The following is a 25,220-nucleotide window of genomic DNA, read 5'->3' as shown; positions in this document are numbered from 1 at the left end:
GGCTGTTCAGGCGGGGGGCTTTCAGGGGCGCGGGGAACTGCGCAACCGCAACCACGGTGCGGCGTGTCATTCAGGGGCGCGGGGAACTGCGCAAGCCCAGCCACGGCGTGGCGCGCCATCCGGCACGGCCACACCACGACTCGGCCAAAAGGACGCCACCCGCTACGCGCTGCGCGCCCACGCTCGGGCGCCGCCGATCCACGTCTCCCGGACGCGAATCCCGGCCAACTCCTCGGCGGACACGGTCAACGGATCGGCATCGAGAACGCAGAAATCGGCGAGCATGCCGGGCGCCAGCACGCCGACCGCATCCTCACGGTGCAGCGCGCTCGCCGCCGCAGCGGTATGCGCATGCAGCCCCGCCTCGACCGGCAACCGCAACGACTCGTCCCCCAGAACCGTGCCGAGCACGGTCCGCCGCGTCGCCGCCGCGGACACCGCCTCCAACGGCGCCGGCGGAGCCACCGGCGCGTCCGAGGAGAACACGACCGGCACCCCGGCCTCGGGGCAGCGCCCCGCCGGGTTGTACCGGTGGCCCATGTCGCCGATCGCGGTCAACGTGCCGTCCCCGGTGCGCAGATGGTGCTGCGGCTGCATGACGGGGACGACGCCGAGCGCGCCCATCCGGTCGATCTGCTCGTCCGTCGGCAGCCCGGAGTGCTCGATGCGGTGCCTCATGTCGGGCCGTTCCCGGTCGGCCTGCGCCTTCTCGATGGCGTCGAGCACCATGCCGATGGCGTACGGCGACTGGGCGTGCGTCGCGGTCTGGAGCCCCGCAGCGTGGGCGCGCCGCACGATCTCGGCGTACTCCTCGACGGAGTGGTACAGCTGCCCGTGGTGGCAGCAGTCGGCGGCGTACCCCTCGGGGAAGTACGCGGTCCAGCCGCCGAGCGTGCCGTCGGCGTAGAACTTCACGCCCTGGACGCGGAACTGGTCGTCGCCGAAGCCGCGCACCGCGCCCAGTTCGAGCGCGGTGTCGAGCAGCGCGGAGGTCAGATAGGCGGAGACGCGCATGCGCAGCGAACCGTCGGCCCGCGCCCGCAGGTACGTCTCCATCTCGCGGCGCGAGACCTGCGCGTCGCCGATCGTGGTGACACCGGCGGCGAGGAACACCTCCTGGGCGCGCAGCAGATGGTCAGCCATGATCTCGTCGGGCTCGGACAGGTGGAAGTTCGGGCCGTGGTTGCCGATCTTCACGCCGGCCGGCCCGGTCAGCAGATCGCAGGCACCGTCCCACAGCTGCCCGTCGGGCTCTCCGTCGGCGAAGTGGCCGATGGTGCCGCCCTCGGGCGAGGGAGTGGTCGCGTCGATGCCGCAGGTGCGCAGGGTGTGGGAGTTGACGACGCCGCCGTGCCCGGAGGCGTTCATGACGTAGACCTCGCGGTCGTCGGCGACGCGGTCCAGGTCGTGGCAGCTGGGGTGGCGACCCTCGGCGAGCCGCCGGTGCTCGTAGCCGAAGCCGCGCACCGGGACACCACCCGGCAGCTCGCGGGCGGCCTCCCGCAGCACCTCCACTATCGTGTCGATGTCCGGAACGCGCTCGGGCCGCAGGTCGACCCAGGCGAGCGCCTGCCCGTACATCACCGGGTGGCAGTGGGCGTCCACGAAGCCGGGGTGGACGAGGCCGCCGTCGAGGCGCAGCTCCTCGTCGACCCGGCCGCCGAGCGCGGCGCGGGCCTCCTCGACGGTGCCGACGTGCACGATGCGCTCGCCGCGCACGGCGAGGGCCTCGGCCCGGACGGTGGTCCCGGCGGCCGCTACGGCGGCGCCGGTGACGAGAAGCGTGTGCTCGGGGGAGCGGGGCATGGCAGGCCTGCTTTCGACCGGGAACGTACGGGGGTGCGCCGACAGACGATTCGGCTCGCTGAACCATAGATAGCGAACGACTGGTTGACCAGAGGGTTGGGCGAAGAATGTTTGTAAAGTCGAATCGCCGGTCTGGTTCCGTATCGACTGTGCACCCCCGTGTGGTGCGGCCGGTCAGTCCGTGCGCGGCCCCAAGTCGTACCTCTCCTTGACGAGTTCCAGGTGCAGCCAGCTCTCCACCTCGCGTACGGCGGGCAGCCCGCGCATGTCCTCGAGCGTGGTGCGCACCGCCGCGAACGATTCGGCGGTGATGGTGCCGACCAGCTCCGCGCCGCCCAGGCACGTCGACAGGAACGTCACGCGGTCGAAGGCGGCCACCCGCTCGGCGACGTCCGCCGCCGCGCCGTCCACCCGCAGGCTGAACCCGCACAGATAGCCCATGCCGAGCACGTCGGGGCGGACGAGCGCCACCACCTTGGCGACCCCGCCCTCCAGCAGGCGCAGCGTGCGCGCGCGGGTGGCGCCCGCCGACAGACCGACGCGGGCGGCGAGCTCGGCGAAGGCGAGGCGGCCGTCGTTCTCCAGCTCGGCGAGGATCCGCTCGTCCACCGCGTCGAGCGCGGTCACGGTCGGCTCCCGGGTGAGGAGATAGGGGTCCTTCACATGTCGGGTCGCGACGAGCGCGTCCACCGCGCGCACCCCCGGCAGCGCCCGGATCTGCTCGATGGTCCGGTCGAGCGCGCCGAAGCCCGCGGTGCGCAGCTCCGTCATGATCGCGCGCCGCCCGCTCGTCAGCGTCACGAAGGGCGCCTCGGGCAGCGCGGCGATCGCGCGGGCCGCCGGGCCCGCCGGCCCTTCGGTGTCGATCGCCAGATGCGCGGAGGCCGACAGGTCGCGCACGGCCGGGTGCACGATCGCCACGACCCGTACGGCGCCCGACTCCTGGAGCCGCTGCACGCGCATCCGCGCCGCGGGCCGGGACAGGCCCACGCGCTGCGCGAGCGTCTCGTATGTGAGGCGGCCGTCGCTCTGCAGCTCGCGCACGATGCCCAGGTCGGTCTCGTCGAGATCCACGTGCTGTTCCCCTTGGTGGTCCGGTGGGCGCCCGGCCGGGCGCCCGCTCATTGTCGGGCACCGGAAGGGCGACCGTCTCGTTCGGTCTGGACAAGCATGGCAGTCGAAACGTAAGTTCGACTCCCGTAAGTCAATCGAATCATTTTCAATGGCCCTGGAGGATGGTGTGCCGCGACCCGTCGTCGTGATCACCGACACCGAGGAACTGGACCCCGCGCCGGGTGTCCGTCTCCTCGCCGATGCCGGCTGGGAGGTGCGGATCGCCGGAAGCCGGGACCCGGAGGCGATCGCCGCCGTCGCGCACGACGCCGACGCGCTGATCGTCGGGTACGCGCGCGTGGACGCGGCCCTGCTCGACCGCCTGCCCGAGGTGCGGCTGCTCGCCACCATGTCCGCGGGCTACGACATGATCGACATCGCGGAGGCGGAGCGGCGCGGCCTGTGGGTGGCGAACCTGCCGGGCGCCGCGACCGAGGACGTCGCCGTGCACGCCCTCGCGCAGTCGCTCGCGCTGGCCCGCCGCCTCCCGCAGGCCGACGCCGTGGTCCGCTCCGGCGGCTGGAGCACCGACCTGCGTGAAGTGCCGCGCCGGACGAGCGAGTTGACGCTCGGCCTGGTCGGCATGGGCCGCATCGCCCGCACCCTCGCCCGGATCGCCGGGCCCCTCTTCGGCCGGATCGCCGCGTACGACCCGCGCGCCACGAACTGGCCCGATGGCGTCGAACGCCTCGACCTGGACGCGCTCGTGGAGCAGGCCGACGTCCTGTCCCTGCACGTCCCGTCCACGCCGCAGACGCGGGGCATGGTCGACGCCGGCCTCCTGTCCCGGATGCGGCCCGGAAGCGTCCTCGTCAACGTCTCGCGCGGCGACCTCGTGAACCCGGACGCCCTGCTCGCCGCCCTCGACGACGGCCGGCTCGCGGGCGCGGCCCTCGACGTCTTCCCGGTCGAGCCCCCGGCCGCGGACGACCGCCTGCGCAGCCACCCCCGCCTGCTGCTCTCCCCGCACAGCGCCTTCCTCTCCGACGCCTCGCTGCGTGCCTACGTCACCGAGCCCGCGCGCAACGTCATCGCCTGGTGGACCACCGGGCGCCCGAACACCCCCGTGGTGGACCCCACGACCCAGACCCAAGGAGCCCTCGCGTGACCGACACCCTCAGCGCCCCCGTCACGGCCGAGGACGCCGCCCAGGAAGAGCTGCGCCTGCGCCGCGAACTGGCCGCCGTCTACCGCCTGGTCGCGCACTTCCGCATGACCGACCTGATCTTCACGCACATCTCGCAGCGCCTCCCGGGTCCGGACAACCACTTCCTGATCAACCCCTACGGCCTGCTCTTCGAGGAGATCACCGCCTCGAACCTCGTCAAGATCGACCTCGACGGCAACGCGGTGGAGCCGAGCCCGCACCCCGTCAACCCGGCCGGCTTCATGATCCACAGCGCGATCCACAAGGCCCGCCCCGATGCCCACTGCGTGCTGCACACCCACACCAAGGCCGGCTGCGCCGTCGCCGCGCAGCAGGGCGGGCTGCTCCCCGTCAACCAGATGTCGATGGAGTTCCACAACCGCGTCGGCTACCACGACTACGAAGGTGTCGCCCTCAACTTCGACGAGCAGGAGCGCCTCGTCGACGACCTCGGCACGCACCCGGCGCTGATCCTGCGCAACCACGGCCTGCTGACCGTCGGCGAGAGCGCCAAGCAGGCGTTCCTGCGCATGTACTACCTGGAGAAGGCCTGCGAGATCCAGGTCACCGCCCAGGCCGGCGGCGGCCTGATCATCCCCTCCGAACAGGTCTGCGAGTACACGGCCCAGCAGCTCACCGGCGAGGGCGAGGCCTCCTCGGACGTCGAGGACGACATCGCGTACGACCTGGCCTGGGGCGCGCTGCTGCGTCTCGTCGAGCGGATCGCGCCGGACTACAAGGACTGAGCGCACGGGCGGCTGCGGACGTGTGCCGGACACGCCCGCAGCCGCCCACCCTCACCTGTTCCCGTACGGCAGCAGCGCCATCTCCCGGGCGTTCTTGATGGCTGCTGTCACCTGGCGTTGCTGGCGGACCGTCAGGCGGGTGACACGACGGCTGCGGATCTTGCCGCGGTCGGAGATGAACTGGCGGAGCAGATCGGTGTCCTTGTAGTCGACGTAGGTGATGCCGGCCGCGTCGAGCGGGTTCGGGCGCGGCTTGGCGGGCTTGCGCGGGGCGCGGGAACGGGGCATGTCGGTTCCTTTCGGTGGGTCAGCGCGCGGGGTCGAGGAGCGGGTCGAAGGCGGCGGGCAGCCGGCTCCACCCGGCCGGACCGGCGCGGTACTCGTCGTCGGTGAGCAGGCAGGAGTCGAGCAGGGCGGCAAGGCCCTCGCGGTCGAGCGCGGGGGAGGTGAACACGAGGTGCTGGCAGCGGTCGCCGTGCTCCGGGTGCCAGTCCATGGCCGCCGCGGCGCGCCGCTCGGGCGGCACCAACTCCCAGGCCGCGTCGGGCAGTGAGTGCAGCCAGGGACCGCAGTCGTCGACGCCCAGGGCGCCGCCCGCTGCGTCCCAGGACAGCAGGGTGTCGGGCCGGTCCGCGAGCCAGAAACGCCCCCGGCTGCGGGCCGCGGCGCAGCACAGATCCTCCAGGGCGTCGAACAGCCGCTGCGGATGGAACGGCCGGTGCCGGCGCCACACGAGGGTGCCGACCCCTGCCTCCTCCGCCTCCTGCGGCAGCCGGGCGCTGGCCGGGTGCTGGGCGGTGCGGGCCGCCTCGACGTCGAATCCGGCCAGGGCGAGGCGTGCCAGCTCGGTCGACCGGGCCGGCACCTGCCGCCCCGTCGGGTGCAGCTGGGCGAGCAGCGCCCGGTCCTCCTCGTCGGCCTCCGGACTCTCGGTGACGGCGATGACGGAGGCGTACTCCAGCTGCCGGGCCCAGGTGTCCGCGACCGTCCGCTGATCACTGGCGGCCGCCGCGAGCCCGGCCTCGGCGAGGTCGTCCCCATTGCCCAGGTACGGGAGGACGAGCGCGGGGTCGACGGCCGTGATCACCCCGGTCAGTTGCAGGGCCGGATCGCCGTGCGCCGCCACTACGTCCGCCATGGCCTGCGGTTCCACGGAGTCCCACAGCTCCACGACGGCAAGGCGGGTCAGCCCGTCGGAGGCGAGGCGTTCGAGCTCCGGCACGAGGTCCTCGCGCAGGGCGCAGCAGGCGCAGTCGTTGACCAACGGCGCCTCGCCGCGCCCCAGTTCACCGGACGCGTCCCGGATCGTGCGGGTCACGGTGCCGGACTTGGCGGTGGCGAGGTCGTGGTGCAGGGCCACGCTGGACGGCACCGCGTCGAGCAGCCCGCGCACCACCTCCCGGCGCGCCTCGCTGTGCAGCCCGCCGACGATCACGACGGGCAGTCGGTCGCGGCCCCCCATCACCGCGCCCCTCGACGGCCGAAGCGGCGCTCGAAGCGCTCGACGCGGCCCGCGGTGTCCATGACGCGGGCGGTGCCGGTGTAGAAGGGGTGGCTCGCCGAGGAGACCTCGACGTCGTACACGGGATAGGTGTTGCCGTCCTCCCACTCGACCGTGCGGTCCGTGGTGAGCGTGGAACGGGTCAGGAAGGCGAATCCGGCGGCCTTGTCACGGAAGACAACGGGCCGGTAGGCCGGGTGGATGCCGGGCTTCATGGCGGACTCCAGGTGTTTCGGGTGGTTCGGGTGGTTCGGGCGGTGGTGCGGCAGGGGCTCAGCGTTCTTCGCGGAAGTCGACGTGCCGGCCGATCACGGGGTCGTACTTGCGCAGGACCAGGCGGTCCGGGTTGTTCCTGCGGTTCTTGCGGGTGACGTAGGTGTAGCCCGTCCCTGCCGTCGAGCGGAGTTTGAGGATCGGGCGCAGTTCGTTGCGTGCCATGCCGCTACTATATGGCAATGGTTTCCATGTTCAATAACGGGGCCATGTTCATGACGGCCACTGGCCGGCACGAAAGACGACGACAGCTGACGACAGAGAGGTCCCCTATGTCCGCCCACTGCCAACTGACCGGCGCCGCACCGCGCTTCGGCAACAACATCTCGCACTCGCACCGGCGCACCTCCCGCCGCTTCGACCCGAACATCCAGCGCAAGCGCTACTGGCTGCCGAGCGAGGGCCGCAACGTTCGGCTGACGCTGAGCGCCAGGGGAGTCAAGACGGTCGACGTCATCGGCATCGAGGCCGCGGTCGCGCGGATCCGTGCGCGAGGGGGCAAGGTCTGATGGCGAAGAAGAGCAAGATCGCGAAGAACGAGAAGCGGAAGGCCGTCGTCGAGCGGTACGCCGCCCGGCGCGCGGAGCTGAAGGAGATCGTCCGCCGCCCCGGCACCCCGGAGCCGGAGCGCGCCGACGCCCTGGCCGAACTGCGCCGCCAGCCGCGCGACGCCAGCGCGACGCGGGTCCGCAACCGCGACAGCGTGGACGGCAGGCCGCGCGGGCATCTGCGCAAGTTCGGCCTGTCCCGTGTCCGGCTGCGGGAGGAGGCGCACGCCGGACACCTGCCGGGGGTCACCAAGTCCTCCTGGTGACGTAGCCGCCTCCAGGGCCTGTCGTTCGGGTCGGGCTTGATCCCGACGACAGGCCCCGGTCGGCCGGGTGGTCGCCCGCATGGCGCCCGAGAGCAGGCGGGGCGACGACGATCGTCGGACCATGGGGGAGAGCCGGAGTGCGTCGAGCCGAGGGGAGTGCCGCAGGTGGGTGGCGGGCGCAAGCGCGGAATCCCCGAGGAGGACCCCGAGGACCCCGAGGGGCAAGAGGGACACAGGGAGCACAGGGAACCCGAGGTGTACGACGCCGAGGTGCGCCAGGTCGACGTGCTCAACCGGCTGGCGGGCCCGGCCTCCGGAGGCCCCGGCGCCGACTCGGAGCGGGCACCGGAACGGACCAGCCACCGGGACACCGATGTGCTCGTCACCGGACACGCGCTGGCCGGAATCACGTCACTGGGGGAGGCCCTCACCCTGATCTCCCAGCTGGGCGACGCCACCTTCCCGCTGCGCGGCCAGGCCGTCTTCCGCGCCGATCGCGAAGTGCTGCACTGCGTCGGGCAGTTCGGCCTGAGCGACGGCGAGGCCGAGGCCTTCCGGCTGCCGCTGCGCAGCGCCCACCCCGCCGCGCAGGTGGCGCGCACCGGGCGGCCCGTGGTGCTGACCTCGCCGCAGGAGTACCGGGACCGGTTCCCCTCCGCGAGCGGGTACGCGGAACCCGCGCGCTACGAGGCGTGGGCGTTCCTGCCGATCACCACGTACGGACAGCTCACCGGCGTGTGGATGGCGGCGTTCGACGCCCCGGTGGAGATGACCGGCGGCATCGGCACCTTCCTGGTGACCCTCGCCCGGCTGCTCGGCCAGTGCATCGAGCAGACCTACGACGGCGAGGCGGACCACGCCCTGTCGCAGAGCCTGCGCAGCAGCATGGGCCGCATCGGCCCGGGCCCCGAAGGGCTCACCGTCACCGCGCGTTACGTACCGACCGGCGGCGGGCTCATGGTCGGCGGCGACTGGTTCGACAGCATCACCCTGCCCAACGGGCGCCTCGGCCTGGTGATCGGCGACGTGCAGGGGCACGACGTGCAGGCCGCCGGGCTGATGTCGCAACTGCGCACCGCCATTCACGCCTACGCCGCCGAGGGGCACGGCCCCGACGCCGTCCTCGTCCGCGCCTCCCACTTCCTGGCCTCACTGGGTGAGGGCCGCTTCGCCACCTGCATCTACCTGGAGGCCGACCCGGCGACCGGAATGCTCCGCATCGCCCGGGCCGGGCACCCGCACCCGGTGCTGCGGCTGCCGGACGGCACCTGCCTGCTCAAGCACGTGCGCGGCGGTCTGCCGCTGGGACTCGAACTCGGAGAGGACGACTACCCGGTCAGCGTCGTCACGCTGCGTGAGAACGAGATCCTCATGCTCTGCACGGACGGACTGATCGAGTCCGGCGGCCACGACATGTACTCCGGCTGGCTCCGGGTGCGCGGCGCGCTGACCCCGGGCGGCCCCGACGACATCGGCGGCATGGCCGACCGGCTCCTGAACGCGGTCGTCGCCCCGCAGACCACGCAGCCCGGCGACCGGCCCGTCACCTCCTTCACCGAGGACGACATCGCCCTGCTGCTCCTGCGCCGCGACCCCCGCGACGACCACGCGGACGGCTCCGGGCGCAACCTGCGGTTCACCCTCGAACAGGACCAGGCCCAGGGCATCGCCGACGCCCGCATCGAGTTCCAGGGCCTGCTGCACGACTGGGCCCGCCCCGAGCAGGTGGATACCGCCCTCCTGCTCGTCTCCGAACTCCTCGGCAACGTACTCATCCACACCGAGCAGGCCGCCGTCCTGCGCGCCGACATCAGTGGCACCGAGGGCCGCCGCCGGCTGCGCGTGGAGGTCTCCGACCGCAGCGACGAGGTCCCCGCCCGTCGCGCCCCCGGCGAACTCTCCTCCTCCGGCCGCGGTCTCGTCCTCCTCGACCTCCTGGCCCACCGCTGGAACCTCCGCCCGGAGCCCGAGGGCAAGACGGTGTGGTTCGAACTGGACGAGGACGGGCCCGAGGAGCCCTGACGGCTCAACTCCTCCTCGGGCACGGGATCTTGACACCGCCGTGGATGGGTGGTGGTTTAGACCACGTGCCCTCGCCCGAAGGTGAGGGTCCGCTTCCGTGGAGGTGCAGTGTTCCGTATGCCTGAACGTCATCCGTCCTGTCTCCCCCGTGTCTCCCGCCCCGCGCTCGCCGGTGCCGCGCTCCTGCTGACGCTGGGGGCGGTCGCCGTGCCCGCCCAGGCGGTCGACGGTGCGCCGGGCGCCGCCGGGGCGGACTCGGCGGCGAAGTTGCCCGTCGTCACGCCCACTCCGCAGGACATGAGATCGGCCGGCGCCGACCTGAGGGTGCCCAGCCGGGTGCGGCTCGTGCTCGGCGACGGCGTCGACGCGTCGAGCGTCGAGGTCATCAAGCGGGCGCTGGCCGCGGCCGGGGCCCGGTCGGTCGCCACCGTCAAGGCCACCGACGCCGCCAGGACGGCCGCGGCGCCAGGTGTGTTGACCGTCGTGGCCGGTTCCATCAAGGACGGCGCGGTCGCGGACGCCCTCAAGGGCGCGGGCGGCACCGTGCCAGGCACCCTGAACCCGGAGGGCTACTCCCTCGCCTCCCGTGGCTCCGCCGGCGGTGACATCGTTGTCCTGGCCGGAAACGACGGCGACGGCGTCTACTACGCCGCCCAGACGCTGCGTCAGCTGGTGACCGGCGCGCACACCATCGCCGCCGTGTCGATCACCGACCACCCGAGCATGCCGCTGCGCGGCAGCATCGAGGGTTTCTACGGCGCGCCCTGGTCGCACAGCGACCGCGTCGACCAACTCGCCTTCTACGGCGACGTCAAGGCCAACACGTACATCTACACGCCGAAGGACGACACGTACCTGCGGGAGAAGTGGCGCACCCCGTACCCCGCGGACAAGCTGGCCGATCTGCGTGAGCTGATCGAGAAGGCCGCTTCCCATCACGTCGACTTCACGTATGCCGTCTCGCCGGGGCTTTCGGTCTGTTACAGCGACCCCGACGATGTCAAGGCGCTGAAGGACAAGCTGGGTTCGCTGTACGAGCAGGGTGCGCGCAGCTTCTATGTGGCGCTCGACGACATCAGTTACACCAAGTGGAACTGCGACGCCGACCAGGCGAAGTACGGTGCGCCGGGGCGGGCCGCCGCGGGGCAGGCGCAGACCGACCTGCTCAACGCCGTGCAGCAGGACTTCATCGACACCCATGAAGGCGCCAAGCCGCTCCAGTTCGTGCCCACCGAGTACTCCGACACGGCGGACTCCGCGTACAAGTCGGTGCTGCGCGAGAAGCTGGACCCGAAGGTCGTCGTGCAGTGGACCGGCACCGACGTCGTGCCGCCCGCCATCAGCGTCGAGGACGCCAAGGCCGCGTCCACGGTGTGGGGCCGCAAGGTGTTCCTCTGGGACAACTATCCGGTGAACGACTACGGGCAGACCACCGGACGCCTCCTGATGGCCCCGTACGACAAGCGGGAAGCCGGTCTGCACAAGGAGTTGAGCGGCATCGTGCTCAACCCGATGAACCAGGCGGCGCCGAGCAAGGTCGCGCTCTTCGGCGGCGCCTCCTTCGCCTGGAACGACGAGGACTACGATCCCGACCGCACCTGGCGCGCGTCCGCCGACTACCTGGCCGGCGGCGACCGGGACACCGCGCGGGCCCTGCTCGCCTTCTTCGACACCGAGCACCTCGCGCCGACCTTCGGCGACACGAACTGGCAGCCGCAGGCGCCCGAACTCGCCGCGCGGATCGGGGAGTTCCGGGCGGCGTGGGACGGCGGCTCGGACGCCGAGCGGCAGGCCGCACTGCGCAAGCTTTCGGCCTATGCGGAGGTCCTTGCCGGGGCGCCCGAGCAGATCCGCGCCGGTGTGCGGGATCCGGCCTTCCTCGCGCAGACGAAGCCCTGGCTCGACGCCCTCGACCTGTGGGGCGGCTCCCTGAACGCCACCCTGGACGGGCTGCGCGCCCAACTCGGCTCCGGCAGCGGGGAGTCGGACTTCGCGAAGGCGGCCGACCTGGCGAAGCGGGCCTCCGCGATCACCACCATCCCCGGCACCACCCGGCCGCAGGGCCCGATCAAGGTGGCCGACGGTGTGTTGGACACCTTCATCGCACAGGCGCCCAAGATGTGACGACCCCTCAGAAGCCCGCCCTGGTACGTGACCTGGGCGGGCTTCGTCGTGTCCGGGTGCCGCGCCCGGAGCGGAGGGGCGGAATCCCGCCGAGAATGGCTGATCGTGCAGGCAACTTCAAACCTTGACCACAAATTCCACACATCCCTCTCTATGGGCGGCCTCAATGGTCTAGATTGACCGTGCTTCACATGCCAGGACACTGGGCAACAAATGATGATCTATGGGGGCTGGTGTGGCGTGCGACCGACCGCCGCCGCACCGGAATCGAACGGGGGGTGATCGTTTTGTGGTGCCCGACAGGGGGACCTTGGGCGCGGGGAGCGCCCGAGAGGTCGCGGGGATTCCGGGCGACTCGGTCCTCGGGTTCCGATCGGCGCGTCAAGTCCGCCACCGACTGAGCGGATCGCGCACGCCGCGCTGAACAGCCGGTGATTCACGCACGGGAGGCGGGGGCCTCCCGAAGGGGAGGAGCAGCGCGGTACGGGGGGCGGGGGGCCTCCCGAGGAGGGGAAACAGCACGGGGGGCGGCGGTCCCCCGAGGGGGGAGTAACCGTGTTGGGCGAGCACGTGGAACCCGCTGGCGACCCGGACGGGGCTGTACAGCAGGGGGAATTAGTCAGCCCGTTCCCGCCGGTCCGCGGGCGTCCGGTGAACGGGGCACTGCGCAGGCCCGCGAGCGACTGGGAACAGCGGTACCGCCGCATCGTGATCATCAGTGACACGGTGGCGACCGCGGTCGTGGTGGCGGCCATCGGAGGTTTCTTCGGGGTCAGGGACGCCGCCAACTGGCACGAGAAGTGGAAGATCCTGGCGTTCGGCACCGAGTTGCTGGTGCTGGGGGCGCTGGCGGTGAGCCGCTCGTGGGCTCCGGCCGTGCTCGGCCAGGGCGCGGAGGAGTTCCGCCGGCTCGGGCGCTCGCTGTTCGCGGCGACCGTCGTCCTCGCGCTCGGCGGGATCGCCCTCACCTCGCGCAACATCAAGCTCTGGATCTTCGTCGCGATCCCCGCGATCGCGATGGTGACGATGACCGCGCGCTATCTGCTGCGGCTGTGGCTGCACAGACAGCGCAAGGAAGGGCGTTGTCTGCGTCCGGTGCTGGCCGCGGGGAGCACGGACACCGTGCGCGACCTGATCAGCAGAACGCGGAAGTTCCCGCACATCGGCTGGCAGGTCGAGGCGGTCTGCACGACGGACGGGCACGGTCTCGGGGGTGACCAACTGGACGGGGTGCCGGTCGTCGGCCCCCTGACGGACGTCGCGAGCCATGTCACACGCGACGGCTACCGGGTCGTCGCGGTCACCCCCGACCCGCACTGGACGCCGGACCGGCTGCAGCGCCTCGCCTGGAACCTGGAGGGCAGCGACGCCGAAATGGTCGTGGCGCCCGTGCTGATGGAGGTGGCGGGACCGCGGCTGCACGTCGACGCGGTACTGGGGATACCGCTGCTGCGGGTCAGCATGCCGGCGTTCACCGGTGGACGGCGGGCGATAAAGGAGATCGTCGACCGCCTCGGTGCGGCGTTCCTGATCCTGCTGTTCGCCCCGCTGATGGTGCTCGTCGCGTTCCTCGTCCTGGTGGACAGCCGCGGCGGGGTGTTCTACCGGCAGCGCAGGGTGGGCAAGGACGGGCGCGAGTTCACCATCGTCAAGTTCCGCACCATGGTCGCCGACGCCCATGGCAAGCGGGCCGGTCTCGCCCACCGGAACGAGGGGGCGGGGCTGCTGTTCAAGCTCCGGCGGGACCCGCGGGTGACCAAGGTGGGGCACGTGCTGCGCCGCTACTCGCTCGACGAACTCCCGCAACTGTTCAACGTATTGACCGGGTCGATGTCACTCGTCGGCCCGCGGCCTCCGCTGCCCGAGGAGTCCGCGGCGTACGGCCCGGACATCCGGCGGCGGCTGCTCGTCAAGCCCGGGCTCACCGGCCTGTGGCAGATCAGCGGGCGCAGCGACCTGCCGTGGGAGGAGGCGGTCCGCCTCGACCTGCGCTACGTCGAGGACTGGTCGCTCGCCCTCGACACGGTGATCTTGTGGAAGACGCTGCGGGCCGTGCTGCACGGACAAGGGGCGTACTGAAGCGGGGGGCGCGCCGATCCGTCGGCGCAGGAAAGCCAGGCCACAAGGGCCTGCTCTGGGGGGAGGAACGGGAATGAGGATCAGCGTCCTAGGACTCGGCTACGTCGGCTGTGTGTCGGCGGCATGCCTGGCGGGACAGGGCCACGAGGTCATCGGCGTGGACGTGAACCAGGCGAAGGTGGACCTGGTCAACAGCGGCAGGGCACCCGTCGTCGAGGAGCGGATCGGCGAGCTCACCGCCGAGGTCGTACGGACCGGCGCCCTGCGCGCCACCCGCGACGTCCGTGAGGCGATCATGGGCAGCGACGTGTCGCTGATCTGCGTCGGTACGCCGTCGGAGCCCAACGGCAGCCTGTGCACGACCTACTTGGAGCGGGTCACCGAACAGATCGGCGCCGCGCTGGCCGAGCGCGGGGACCAGGGCGGCCGGCACACCGTCGTGTTCCGCAGCACCATGCTCCCGGGCACCTGCCTGAACCTGCTGGTGCCGATCCTGGAGAAGAGCCTCGGCGGCACGGCGGGCGTCGACTTCGGCGTCGCGGTCAACCCCGAGTTCCTGCGCGAGGGCACCAGCGTGCGGGACTTCTTCGACCCGCCCAAGACCGTCATCGGCCAACTGGACCAGGCCAGTGGCGACGTCGTGGCCCAGCTGTACGAAGGGCTGCCCGGCGAGGTGTTCCGGGTGCCGGTCCCGGTCGCCGAGGCGATCAAGTACGCGGACAACTCCTTCCACGGCCTCAAGATCGGCTTCGCCAACGAACTCGGCGCCGTGTGCCAGGCGTTGGGCGTGGACTCGCACCAGGTCATGGACGTGTTCCTCGCCGACCGCAAGCTCAACATCAGCCCCGCCTACCTGCGCCCCGGCTTCGCCTTCGGCGGCTCCTGCCTGCCCAAGGACCTGCGCAGCCTGGTGCACGCGGCGCGGCGGGCCGACGTCTCCGTACCGATCCTGTCGCACGTCCTCGCGTCCAACGCCGACCACCTGCAGCGCGCGGTGGAACTCGTCGAGCGCACCGGCAAGCGCAAGGTGGGCCTGTTCGGCCTGTCCTTCAAGCCCGGCACCGACGACCTGCGCGAGAGCCCGCTCGTCGAACTGGCGGAGCGGCTCTACGGCAAGGGCTACGACCTCAAGATCTACGACGCCAACGTGAGCCTGTCCCGGCTGATGGGCGCGAACCGCGAGTACATCGAGGGCCGGCTCCCGCACCTCGCGCAACTGCTCGCGGACTCCGTCGACGAGGTGCTCGGCCACGCAGAGGTGTGCCTCGTCGGCACCAGAGATCAAGCGGTCCTGTCGGCGCTGCCGCTCAGCGGCGGCCCGGCGGTCGTCGATCTCGTCCGCCTTCCCGACGCCGAGGCGCGTCGGGCCGAACCGGGGTACATGGGCCTTGCTTGGTGACGCGATGAACGATGCAACAACCAGCGGCAGCGGGCCGAACCGGCGCGCGCTGATCCTGGTGGAGAACCTCTCGGTCCCCTTCGACCGACGGGTGTGGCAGGAGTGCACGACGCTGCGCGACGCGGGCTGGACGGTGCACGTCATCTGCCCGCAGGGCACGAAGCGGGACACGGAAGCCGAGACGGTGATCGACGGGGTGCGGATCCACCGCTACCCGCTGCGCGCCGCCACCGGGGGACCGGCCGGCTACCTGCGGGAGTACGGCTCCGCGCTGTGGCACACCGCCCGGCTCGCCCGCAAGGTGGGACCGGTGCACGTCGTCCACGCCTGCAACCCGCCGGACCTGCTGTTCCTGGCGTCCCGGTGGCTGCGGCGGCGCGGCGCCCAGTTCGTCTTCGACCAGCACGACCTGGTGCCCGAGCTGTACCTGTCGCGCTTCGACCGCGGCGAGGACCTGCTCTACCGCGGCGTGTGCGCGCTCGAACGGCGCACCTACCGGGCCGCGGACGTCGTGCTCGCCACGAACGAGAGCTACCGGGACGTCGCGATCGAGCGCGGCGGCAAGCGCCCCGAGGACGTGTTCGTGGTCCGCAGCGCACCCCAGATCGAGCGGTTCCAACCGGTGCCGCCCGAGCCCGAGTTGAAGCGCGGCAAGCCCCATCTGCTGTGCTACCTCGGCGTCATGGGGCCGCAGGACGGCGTCGACTACGCCCTGCGGGCGCTGGCCAAGCTGCGCGACGAGCTCGGGCGGACCGACTGGCACGCGGTGTTCGTCGGCTCGGGCGACGCCTTCGACGCGATGGTGGAGCTCTCCCGTGAGCTCGGGCTCACGGACCAGGTGGAGTTCACCGGCCGCATACCGGACGCCGACCTGGTGCGCTACCTGTCCACCGCCGACGTCTGCCTCTCGCCGGACCCGCGCAATCCGCTCAACGACGTCTCCACGATGAACAAGGTCCTGGAGTACATGGCCATGGGCCGGCCCATCGTCTCGTTCGATCTGAGAGAGGCGCGCGTCTCCGCAGGTGACGCGGCTGTCTACGCGCGTGCCAACGACGAGGCGGAATTCGCGGGTCTCGTCGCGCGGCTGCTCGACGACCCGGAGCAGCGGGCCCGGATGGGCAAGCTCGGCCAGGAGCGCATCGGCGGCCCGCTGTCCTGGAGCAACTCGCAGGAGTCGCTGCTCGCCGCCTACGCCGCCGCGGTGGCGAAGCGCGCGCCCGCCCAGGCAAGGAGGAGGCGGGGTCGTTGAGCGAGGACACGATCCGCCTGGTCACGATCGGCCGGATTCTCCGTAGAAGGTGGCGGCTCCTCGCCGTCCTCACCGTGGTCGGCGCGCTCGTCGGCTACGGCGTCTCCGTGGTGTTCCCGCCGCGCTACACGGCGGCGGCATCGGTGCTGCTGCCCGGCCAGTGGGAGGAGCGCGAGCTGCTCACCCAGGTGGACATCGCGACGAGTTCCTCGGTGGTCGACCGGGCGGCGGCCAAGCTCGACTGGGACGGCGTCAACGGCAGCGACCTGCGCGGCCGCGTGGCGGCCAAGGCCGCCGACGGCAACATCATCACGATCTCGGGAACGGCCGAGAGCCCGCAGCGCGCGCAGCAGCTCACCGACCGGGTGGCCCAGCAGTTCGTCGCGTTCTCCGCGCGGATCGCGGGCGGCGCGACCGACGCCGACGCGGCCGCGGGGCCGGAAGCGCTGCGCAAGAAGGTGCAGGAGACCAACCGCCGGATCACCGAGATGGCGCGGGGCGCCGACCCGGGCCGGACGGTCGAGGGTGTACAGGCCCGCACCGCGCTGGAGAACCTGCGCAACTCGCTGGAGGCGGCCATGAAGAAGCTGGAGGAGGCCGACCCGGCGACGGACAAGGCGAGCATGGTCGTCATGGGCCCCGCGGCCCGGCCGGACGGCCAGTCGCCGCCGACGCGCGTGCAACTCATCGTCGCCGGCGCGTTCTTGTTCTTCCTGTTCTCGGTCATCGGTCACCTCACCGCCGCCCGGATGAACCGCAGGCTGCGGACCGAGCAGGAGATCGCCTCCGCGCTCGGCTCGGCGGTCCTCGGAGCCGTCGACGTACCCGGGGAGCAGCGGGCCCAGCAGGCCCAGGGAGGCGGCCCGCGGGCCGGACTGCGCCGGCTGCTCGGCACGGACGTCCGGTGGGACGTGCCCACTCCGCAGCGTTCCGGCGACGAGGCCGCGCGGCGCACCCGCTACCGGCGGGTGTGCGGCCGCATCCGGGCCCAACTGCCCGCACCCCGCCGCCTGTTGGTCGTCGTCCCGGACGGCGACGAGCTCGCGCTGCGGGCCGCGGGCCAGCTCGTCGCCGAGGCCAAGGGCGACCCGGTGCTGCGCGTGGTCGTGGTGCCGGTGGACCGGCCGATCGTGCCCGACCGGGGCACCGAGTCCGGCGCCGTCGTCGTCCTCAGCGCAGGCAGCTGGACCGCCGAGGAGCTCACCGGCGTCGCGGAAGCCTGCGCGGACGCCAGGCACGAGATCGTCGGCATCGTCGTGGCGGGACCGGTCAGGGCCCGCCCGGCGGGCTCCGCCGACCCGCCGCCGGACCATGCCACTCCCGCGCTCGCCGTGCGCGGCCACGCGACGGGAGGCTCGGCGTGACGACGAACAGGACTACGGAGTCGTCGGCGGGCACCCCGCTGCTCGACCTGCACGCACTGGTGGTCGCGGTGCGCAGGCGCCGCCGCCTGTGGGGCGCCCTGGCGCTGCTCGGGCTCGTGGTCGGCGCGGCGGTGGCGGTGCTGCTGCCGCCCCCGCCGAGCGCGGTGACCAAGGTGCTGGTCGCGCACCAGGAGGACCAGCCGAACGACACCGGAACACTCATCCGCACCGACATCGAGGTGCTGGGCACCACACGTATCGCCAAGGACGCCCTGCAGACCCTCAAGTCCCCGGAGAGTCCCGCGGACTTCATGAAGGACTACCGGGGCACAGGACTGACCAACAACGTCCTGCAGATCGACGTGTCGGCCGACACCGAAGCGCTGGCGGTCGACCGGGCCAAGGCGCTCGCCGACGCGTTCGTCGCCGACCACGTGCGCCGGATGCGGGCGGCGGCCAAGGCCGAGTCCCAGGCCCTGCTCGACCAGCGCGATCGCATGCGCGAAGAGCTGGCCCGGGTCAACAAGGAGATCGGCGACCGGGCACCGGACGACGCCGCCGCCGAGGACTCGGCCGGCACCGAGACCCTCTTCGCCCGCCGCGCCGAACTCAACTCGCGGATCGCCGACTTCGACCAGCGCGCCGCGGAGGCCCGCACCGGCACGCCGAAGGTCGTCGCCGGTACGCAGATCGTGGACGCCCCGCGCGCGGTGCAGCACTCGCTGCCCAGGACGGCGGCCACGAACGCCGCGATCGGCCTCGTCCTCGGTCTCGTCCTCGGGCTCGCCCTGTCCGCGGTCGGCGCGGTGGTCGCGGACCGCCCCGTGCTGCGCCGGGACATCTCGGCGAACCTCGGCGCCTCCGTCATCGCGGAGCTGCCCCGGCGCTCCGGGCTCTGGCGGCGCAAGGGCACCCGGGCGACCCGGGACCGCCTCACCGCGACCCTCGCCCGCACGGTGCACGGCTCCGTGGAACCCCTGTCGCTCCTCGAACTGGGCTGCGCGCGCAGCACGAGCGCGATCGCCCTGGACCTCGCGGGGGCGCTGGCGGCGGAGGGGCCCGTGGCCGTCATCGACGGTCTGCCGGGACCGCAGCTCGCCGACCACCGTCCGCAGCCGGACGGCCCCAGGGTCGTCGGCAGCGAGCAGGCGGCGGCCCTGTCGCCCCAGGACCGCCGCATCGGCGTCGGCTCCGTGGCGCCCGGTACGGCGTGGACCGACCTCCAGTACCTCGGCACCCAGACCGTGCTCGTCGTACGGGCCGGGCACGGCAGTGCCGCATGGCTGCACACCGTGGCGCGGCAGCTCGCCGAGCAGCGCATCCCGGTGCTCGGCGTCGTGCTGATCGACCCCGATCCGCGCGATCGGACCGACGGCACGCTCTGGGACGGCCTGCACACCGCCCTGCGCGGCAGGGGCGAACGGGCGGCCCGGCACAACGGGTCGGGCCCGCGGCGCACGGAGCGCAAGCCCGCGTGGGCCGCCCGGGGCGCGGACAACGACCAGGAGGCTCGGTAAGTACATGTGTGGCATCGCAGGCACCTACCGGTGGCCGGACGGGAAGATCGTCACCGACCGGCTCACCGACACCCTCGCCCACCGCGGCCCCGACGGATCCGGCCGCTACGGCCACCCCGCCGGTGACGGCGAGGTCCAGCTCGGGCACCGCCGTCTGTCCATCATCGACCTGTCCGAGACCGGCGCCCAGCCGATGGTCTCGGACGGCCTCGCCCTGACCTACAACGGCGAGCTGTACAACGCGCCGGAACTCCGCGCCGAACTGGAGGGAGCCGGGGCGCGCTTCCGAGGCACCTCGGACACCGAGGTGCTCCTGGAGGCCTGGCGGCGCTGGGGCACCGACTGCCTGCCCCGCCTGCGCGGCATGTTCGCGTTCGGGATCTTCGACGAGCGCACCGGTGAACTGGTCCTCGCACGCGACCAGTTGGGCATCAAGCCGCTCTTCCTGCTCAGGCGCGACGGCGGCCTGGTGTTCGCCTCCGAGCTCAAGGCGCTCGCGGCCGTCACGGACCTGCGCCCCGACCCGTCGGCCCTGGTGGCCTCGCTGCTCTACTACTGGGTGCCCGACTCGCGCTGCGCGTTCCGCGAGGCCGAGAAGCTCCAGCCGGGCAGCTGGATGAGATTCCGGCCCGACGGCCGGGTGGAGCGCGGCCGGTACTGGAACCTCAAGGACGTCGCAAGCGAGGGCCGCGACCGGGCCCGGGCGGGTGAACAGCCGGACCTGGCCGCCATTGTCGAGGAGTCGACCAAGCGACACCTGATGTCCGACGTGCCCGTGGCGACCTTCCTCTCCGGCGGCCTCGACTCCAGCTATCTGACCGCGCTCGCGGCCCGCCACCAGCCGGGGATCTCCGCCTACACGATCGGATTCCGCGCCGAGGACGCCAAGTTCGAGGCGATGCCCGACGATCTGCGCTACGCACGGCAGGTCGCCCGGCGGTTCGGCGTCGACCTGCACGAGATCGAGATCGCGCCGAACGTACTGGACCTGCTGCCGCAGATGACGTACTCGCTGGACGAGCCGATCGGCGACCCCGCAGCGATCAACACCTACCTGATCTGCCAGGCCGCCCGCGAGGCCGGCGTCAAGGTGATGCTCTCGGGGATGGGCGCCGACGAACTGTTCGCCGGCTACCGCAAGCACCTCGCCAACATGATCGCGCTGCGCTACCAGCGCGTGCCCCGGCCGCTGCGGCGCGGCGTGTCAGCGGCCGTGGACCGGCTGCCGGTCGCCACGTCGCGGCGCGGCCTGCGCTCGGTGCGCTTCGCCAAGCGGTTCCTGTCCTTCGCCGACCTGCCGGAGGAGACCGCGTTCCGGCGCAGCTACACCATGTACGACCAGCAGGAACTGCTCGCCCTGCTCGACCCGGACCTCGCGGGCACGGTCGACGACGTACTGACCGAGCACGCGGACGTCTACGAGGACAACGACCTCGACGACTTCGTCAACCGCATGTGCCTGGGCGACGCCCGGATGTTCCTGCCGGGCCTCAACCTGACGTACACGGACCGCTCCAGCATGGCCGCCTCCACCGAGGTCCGCGTGCCCTACGTGGACGTGGAGGTCGTCAAGGCGGCGTTCGCCTTCCCCGGCGACCGCAAGATCGTCGGACGGCAGGGCAAGGCCGTGCTCAAGGAGGCGGCCACCTCGATCCTGCCCCGGGAGATCGTCTACCGGCCCAAGGGCCTGTTCAGCGCCCCGCTGCGGGCCTGGATGAGCCGGGACCTGGCGCCCCTGGTGCGCGAGGTGATCAACGACGGCGAGCTGGTCCGCTCCGGGTTCCTGCGCCGCGACGCGCTGCGGCGGCTCGCCGCGGCGGACGCCGCAGGGCAGAGCGACTACTCCAAGCATCTGTGGCACGTACTGACGCTCGAGTACTGGTATCGCGACGCGACCTCTGGGTCCGCACAGAGCACTCGGCCAACGGCATAGGAATTTCAGGGGAGTTCGCGTGAAGCAAGTTGTTCAGAACTACAAGAGCGGCGAGTTGGCCGTGCTCGACGTGCCGGTGCCCGGGTGCAAGCCCGGCGGCGTCCTGGTGCGCACCGCCTACTCGCTGATCTCCACGGGCACCGAGATGATGAAGGTGTCCGAGGCCGGCATGTCGATGATCGGCAAGGCCCGCTCCCGCCCCGACCAGGTGGCCAAGGTCATGCAGTCCGTGGCCACCAACGGCGTGCCCGCCACGTATCGCAAGGTGATGGGCAAGCTCGACTCCTACACGCCGCTCGGCTACTCGCTGTGCGGGACCGTCGAGCAGGTCGGCGCCGGGATCGACGACGTCAAGGTCGGCGACCTGGTGGCCTGCGCGGGCAATGAGCACGCGCTGCACGCCGAGCTCAACTGGGTGCCCAAGAACCTCTACGCCCCGCTGCCGGAAGGACTCGCGCCCCGGCACGCCTCCTTCGGCACCGTCGGCTCCATCGCCCTGCAGGGCGTGCGCCAGGGCGAGCCGCAGCTCGGCGAGTCGGCCCTCGTCATCGGCCTCGGCCTGATCGGGCAGCTCGTCGTGCAGCTGCTCGCCGCGTCGGGCGTCCGCGTCGTCGGCGTCGACCCCGACCCGGAGCGCTGCGAACTCGCCGAGCGGCAGGGCGCCGTGGCCTGCGGCGACCCGGAGTCCGCCGCCGTCACGACGGCCGTCGCCGAACTCACCGACGGCCACGGCGTGGACCAGGTGTATCTGGCGGCCGGCGGCTCCAGCAACGGACCCGTCGAGCTGGCCGCCAAGCTGTGCCGGGACCGCGGCCGCGTCGTCGACATCGGCAAGTGCCGCCTCGACCTGCCGTGGAACGCGTACTACGAGAAGGAGCTGGACGTCCGCTTCTCCCGCTCCTACGGCCCGGGCCGCTACGACCCGTCGTACGAACTGGAGGGCCGGGACTACCCGATCGGCTACGTCCGCTGGACCGAGCGCCGCAACCTCGCCTGCTTCCTGGACCTCATGGCCCGCGGCAAGGTCGACGTGGAGCCGCTGATCACCCACGTCGCCGACTTCGACGACGCCGTCGAGACGTACCAGCGCCTCAAGGACGGCGAACTCAAGGCCGTCACCGCGCTGTTCCGCTACCCGGAGCAGGAGGTTGAGGCCGTGGTGCCCGAGGTGGCCGTGCCCGCGGTGACGGTGCGGGCGGGCCAGGTGCGGGCCGCGAGGACGCCGGTGCGCCTCGCCTTCGTCGGCGCGGGCAACTACGCGACGTCGATGCTGCTGCCGCACCTCACCGGGCGCGAGGGCGTCGAGCTGGCGACCGTCGTCACGACGACGGCCCTGTCCGCGGCCAACGCGCAGCGCAAGTTCGGCTTCGCCCAGGCCACCACCGACCTCGACGCCGTGCTCGGCGACAAGTCCATCGACGCGGTGTTCGTCGTCACCCGGCACAGCTCGCACGCCGACCTGACTCGGCAGGCGCTCCTCGCGGGCAAGACCGTGTTCGTCGAGAAGCCCCTCGCGCTCACCGAGGACGAGCTGGCGGACGTCCTCGCGACCGTGGAGGAGTCCGGCAACGACCGCCTCCAGGTGGGCTTCAACCGCCGCTTCTCCCCGCTGCTGCGCGAGGCCAAGCAGCGCTTCGGCACCCGCAACGGCCCGGCACACCTGCGCTACCTGGTCAACGCGGGCCGGCTCGACCACGGCAGCTGGTACCTCCAACAGGGCACCGAGGGCTCCCGGTTCGCCGGCGAGGGCGGCCACTTCATCGACACGGCGAGCTGGCTGCTCGACGCCGACCCGGTGTCCGTGCACGCGACCGCCACGCCCGGCAACGAGGACCTCCAGGTGGTGCTCCGCTACCCGGACGGGTCCACCGCCACCATCGCCTACGTCACCACAGGACCGGCCGCCTTCCCGAAGGAGACCCTCGACCTGGTCGCGGACGGCAGGGCGCTGCGCCTCGACGACTTCGTCCGCGCCTCGGTCTACGGCCCCAAACGGTGGGTCAGCTCCCGGCTCCCCAAGGCCCGCGACAAGGGCCAGAACGCCGAACTGGCCTCGTTCATCAAGGCCGTGCGGACCGGCGGCCCCATGCCCGTACCGCTGGAGTCCCTCGTCGCCACCACGGCGGCCACCCTCGCCGTGCGGACCGGCCTGGCCGGCGGCGCGCCCGTCACCCTGGCGGGGCCGCGATGACCATGAGCGCGGGCTGGTACCTGCGGCGCCTGTCCCGGATGGGGCCGCAGGAGATCGCCGGCCGGGTGGGCGACACGGTGCGCAGACGGCGCTGGCGCTCCGAGCGGCCCACGTCCCCGAGCGTCACGGGCGCCCGGTTCACCTCCGTGCTGCCCGCCGATGCGCTCGCCGCCGTGCCGCAGGACGCCGTGAAACGCCTCGTCGCGGAGGCCGACCGGCTGATGTACGGGCACGCCGAGTTCTTCGGCGTGGTCCGCGACGACCTGGTCGATCCGGACTGGTGGTACGACCCGAAGACCGGCCGCCGGGCGCCGTTCGGGTACGCGTTCGGCGTGCCGTACCGGGACGAGGAGACGGTCGGCGACATCAAGCAGATCTGGGAGCCGTCGAGGCACCAGTACCTCACCCGGCTCGCCGCGGCCTACGCCGTCACCGGCGACGAGCGGTACGCCGAGCGCGTCGCCGAACACCTGCGCTCCTGGTGGGCGGCCAACCCGCCGCTGCGCGGCGTCCACTGGATCAGCGGCATCGAGCTGGGCATCCGGCTGCTGTCCTGGGTGTGGATCCGCCGGCTGCTCGACGGCTGGCAGGGCGTGTACGACCTGTTCGAGGACAACCCGGCGGCGGTCAACCAGATCTGGCACCACCAGCGCTGGCTCGCCGCCTTCCCGAGCCGCGGCTCGTCGGCGAACAACCATGTCATCGCCGAGACCGCCGGGCAGTTCGCGGCGTCCTGCGCGTTCGACTGGTTCCCGTCCTCACAGCAGTGGCGCACCGACGCCCTCGCGTCGCTCGACCGGCACCTGCGGAGCAACACCTACCTGTCCGGGCTCAACCGCGAACTGGCCACCGAATACCACGGCCTGGTCCTGGAGCTGGGCCTCGCCGCCGTCGCCGAGGCGGACGCGGCCGGGGTGCCGCTGCCCGCGACCGTACGGGTCGTGCTGCTGCGGATGACGGACGCGCTCGCGGCCGTCGTCGACAACCGGCTGCGGCCGCCGCGCCAGGGCGACGCGGACGACGGGCACGGACTGGTCCTGGACGGCCCCGGTACCGACCGCTGGGGCTCGCTCCTCGCCACCGGGGAAGCCGTGTTCGGCCGTCTCGACTGGTGGCCCGAGGTGACCGGCACCGATGTGCGCACCCCGCTGCTCGCCGCGCTGATCAAGCCCGCGGGGCTCACGGTGCGGCGCCCGGCCGGCCGGGCCGCGCACTTCGCCGACGCGGGGCTCACCATCCTGCGCGGCACCGGGGCCTCGGGCGAGATCTGGTGCCGCTGCGACGGCGGCCCGCACGGCTTCCTGTCCATCGCCGCGCACGCCCACGCGGACGCGCTGTCCGTGGAGGTGCGCCACGACGGGGTCGACGTGCTCGCCGACCCGGGGACGTACTGCTACCACGGCCAGCCCGAGTGGCGGAGCTACTTCCGGTCGACGGCCGGTCACAACACGCTGGAGCTGGACGGAACCGACCAGTCCGAGTCCGGCGGACCGTTCCTGTGGACCCGGCACGCGCGCACCCGCGTGCTGGAGTTCGGACCGGACCGCTGGCTCGCCGAACACGACGGCTACCGGCCCTCCACGCATCGCCGCCGGGTCGAACTCGGCGCGGGCTCCGACGAGTTGAGGATCATCGACAAGGTGACCGGGCCGCGCCGCGACGTGCGCCTCGCGTTCCACCTCGGGCCGGAGGTCACCGCGGAACTGGAAGGGAACCGGGCCCTGCTGACCTGGACGCGCGACGGCGAGGACCGCTCAGCCGAGCTCGACCTGCCCGAGCGGCTGTCCTGGCGGGCGCACCGCGGCGAGACCGAGCCCCCGCTCGGCTGGTACTCCGCCGGATTCGGACGCAAGGAACCCGCCACCACGCTGATCGGCAGCGGATTCGCCGACGGCACGGGGGAGTTCACCACCGTGCTCAGGTTCCTGGGCTAGGGGGG

Annotated in this window: 20 protein-coding genes; 14 read left to right on the top strand and 6 right to left on the bottom strand. The window is 72.2% G+C overall.

Annotated elements, in window-relative coordinates:
• Window positions 1-162 precede the first annotated feature (162 nt).
• Both ACFV9W_RS02965 and ACFV9W_RS02960 read right to left on the bottom strand, forming a co-directional pair.
• A complete protein-coding gene (locus tag ACFV9W_RS02965) occupies window positions 163-1,806 on the bottom strand; it encodes an amidohydrolase (RefSeq protein ID WP_385755011.1) in 1,644 nt (547 codons plus the stop codon).
• A 174-nt stretch (window positions 1,807-1,980) separates the two neighbouring features.
• Window positions 1,981-2,880, bottom strand: a complete 900-nt coding sequence (locus ACFV9W_RS02960) for an Lrp/AsnC family transcriptional regulator (protein WP_385755010.1) — start codon at window positions 2,878-2,880, stop codon at window positions 1,981-1,983.
• 166 nt (window positions 2,881-3,046) lie between these two features.
• On the opposite strand from ACFV9W_RS02960, the gene ACFV9W_RS02955 reads away from it, so the two are divergent.
• Complete coding sequence (locus tag ACFV9W_RS02955; RefSeq protein WP_385755008.1) at window positions 3,047-4,027, top strand: C-terminal binding protein; 981 nt, start codon at window positions 3,047-3,049, stop codon at window positions 4,025-4,027.
• Window positions 4,024-4,812 carry a class II aldolase/adducin family protein gene (locus tag ACFV9W_RS02950; RefSeq protein WP_385755006.1) on the top strand — a complete coding sequence of 263 codons (789 nt, stop codon included), beginning with the start codon at window positions 4,024-4,026 and terminating at the stop codon, window positions 4,810-4,812. Before ACFV9W_RS02955 ends, ACFV9W_RS02950 begins: the two co-directional genes overlap by 4 nt.
• Window positions 4,813-4,863: 51 nt before the next feature.
• Here the strand turns inward: ACFV9W_RS02950 and rpsR are convergent, their stop codons facing one another.
• Genes rpsR through rpmG form a run of 4 tightly spaced genes read right to left on the bottom strand, consistent with a single transcriptional unit; the run spans window position 4,864 to window position 6,751 of the window.
• Window positions 4,864-5,100, bottom strand: a complete 237-nt coding sequence (gene rpsR, locus ACFV9W_RS02945; RefSeq protein ID WP_385755005.1) for a 30S ribosomal protein S18 — start codon at window positions 5,098-5,100, stop codon at window positions 4,864-4,866.
• Between the two features lie 19 nt (window positions 5,101-5,119).
• Window positions 5,120-6,274, bottom strand: coding sequence for a CobW family GTP-binding protein (locus ACFV9W_RS02940; protein WP_385755003.1), 1,155 nt, complete (start codon window positions 6,272-6,274; stop codon window positions 5,120-5,122).
• Window positions 6,274-6,528, bottom strand: a complete 255-nt coding sequence (locus ACFV9W_RS02935) for a type B 50S ribosomal protein L31 (protein WP_385755001.1) — start codon at window positions 6,526-6,528, stop codon at window positions 6,274-6,276. Before ACFV9W_RS02935 ends, ACFV9W_RS02940 begins: the two co-directional genes overlap by 1 nt.
• A gap of 58 nt (window positions 6,529-6,586) precedes the next feature.
• A complete protein-coding gene (gene rpmG, locus ACFV9W_RS02930) occupies window positions 6,587-6,751 on the bottom strand; it encodes a 50S ribosomal protein L33 (RefSeq protein ID WP_385755000.1) in 165 nt (54 codons plus the stop codon).
• Between the two features lie 107 nt (window positions 6,752-6,858).
• Here rpmG and rpmB point away from each other — a divergent pair, with 107 nt between their 5' ends.
• The 12 genes from rpmB (at window position 6,859) to ACFV9W_RS02870 (ending at window position 25,215) form a co-directional block, all read left to right on the top strand.
• Window positions 6,859-7,095, top strand: coding sequence for a 50S ribosomal protein L28 (rpmB, locus tag ACFV9W_RS02925; RefSeq protein ID WP_385754999.1), 237 nt, complete (start codon window positions 6,859-6,861; stop codon window positions 7,093-7,095).
• Window positions 7,095-7,400, top strand: a complete 306-nt coding sequence (rpsN, locus tag ACFV9W_RS02920) for a 30S ribosomal protein S14 (protein ID WP_385754997.1) — start codon at window positions 7,095-7,097, stop codon at window positions 7,398-7,400. Before rpmB ends, rpsN begins: the two co-directional genes overlap by 1 nt.
• 165 nt (window positions 7,401-7,565) lie before the next feature.
• Entirely contained in the window at window positions 7,566-9,422 is a 1,857-nt protein-coding gene (locus ACFV9W_RS02915) for a SpoIIE family protein phosphatase (protein WP_385754995.1), read from the top strand.
• 117 nt (window positions 9,423-9,539) lie between these two features.
• The gene (locus tag ACFV9W_RS02910) at window positions 9,540-11,546 is read left to right on the top strand and encodes a beta-N-acetylglucosaminidase domain-containing protein (RefSeq protein WP_385754993.1); all 2,007 of its coding nucleotides are present in this window, start codon (window positions 9,540-9,542) and stop codon (window positions 11,544-11,546) included.
• A gap of 570 nt (window positions 11,547-12,116) precedes the next feature.
• Complete coding sequence (locus ACFV9W_RS02905; RefSeq protein ID WP_385755505.1) at window positions 12,117-13,625, top strand: sugar transferase; 1,509 nt, start codon at window positions 12,117-12,119, stop codon at window positions 13,623-13,625.
• A gap of 73 nt (window positions 13,626-13,698) precedes the next feature.
• Window positions 13,699-15,024, top strand: a complete 1,326-nt coding sequence (locus ACFV9W_RS02900) for a nucleotide sugar dehydrogenase (RefSeq protein WP_385754990.1) — start codon at window positions 13,699-13,701, stop codon at window positions 15,022-15,024.
• Between the two features lie 4 nt (window positions 15,025-15,028).
• Window positions 15,029-16,276, top strand: a complete 1,248-nt coding sequence (locus ACFV9W_RS02895; RefSeq protein WP_385754988.1) for a glycosyltransferase family 4 protein — start codon at window positions 15,029-15,031, stop codon at window positions 16,274-16,276.
• Window positions 16,273-17,640, top strand: a complete 1,368-nt coding sequence (locus ACFV9W_RS02890) for a Wzz/FepE/Etk N-terminal domain-containing protein (RefSeq protein ID WP_385754986.1) — start codon at window positions 16,273-16,275, stop codon at window positions 17,638-17,640. The genes ACFV9W_RS02895 and ACFV9W_RS02890 overlap by 4 nt, the downstream gene beginning before the upstream one ends.
• Window positions 17,637-19,157: a Wzz/FepE/Etk N-terminal domain-containing protein gene (locus ACFV9W_RS02885; protein ID WP_385754985.1), complete on the top strand. Its 1,521-nt coding sequence runs from the start codon at window positions 17,637-17,639 to the stop codon at window positions 19,155-19,157. Before ACFV9W_RS02890 ends, ACFV9W_RS02885 begins: the two co-directional genes overlap by 4 nt.
• Window positions 19,158-19,161: 4 nt before the next feature.
• Complete coding sequence (gene asnB, locus ACFV9W_RS02880) at window positions 19,162-21,090, top strand: asparagine synthase (glutamine-hydrolyzing) (RefSeq protein ID WP_385754983.1); 1,929 nt, start codon at window positions 19,162-19,164, stop codon at window positions 21,088-21,090.
• A gap of 19 nt (window positions 21,091-21,109) precedes the next feature.
• Window positions 21,110-23,281 (top strand): bi-domain-containing oxidoreductase, encoded by a 2,172-nt coding sequence (locus ACFV9W_RS02875; RefSeq protein ID WP_385754982.1) that lies wholly within the window; start codon window positions 21,110-21,112, stop codon window positions 23,279-23,281.
• Entirely contained in the window at window positions 23,278-25,215 is a 1,938-nt protein-coding gene (locus ACFV9W_RS02870) for an alginate lyase family protein (RefSeq protein ID WP_385754980.1), read from the top strand. The genes ACFV9W_RS02875 and ACFV9W_RS02870 overlap by 4 nt, the downstream gene beginning before the upstream one ends.
• Window positions 25,216-25,220 lie beyond the last annotated feature (5 nt).

It is taken from the genome of Streptomyces sp. NPDC059897 (assembly GCF_042730865.1).
Lineage (GTDB): Bacteria > Actinomycetota > Actinomycetes > Streptomycetales > Streptomycetaceae > Streptomyces.
Note: the sequence above shows the minus strand (reverse complement) of the source record. Positions and strands in the feature narration are given on the sequence as shown.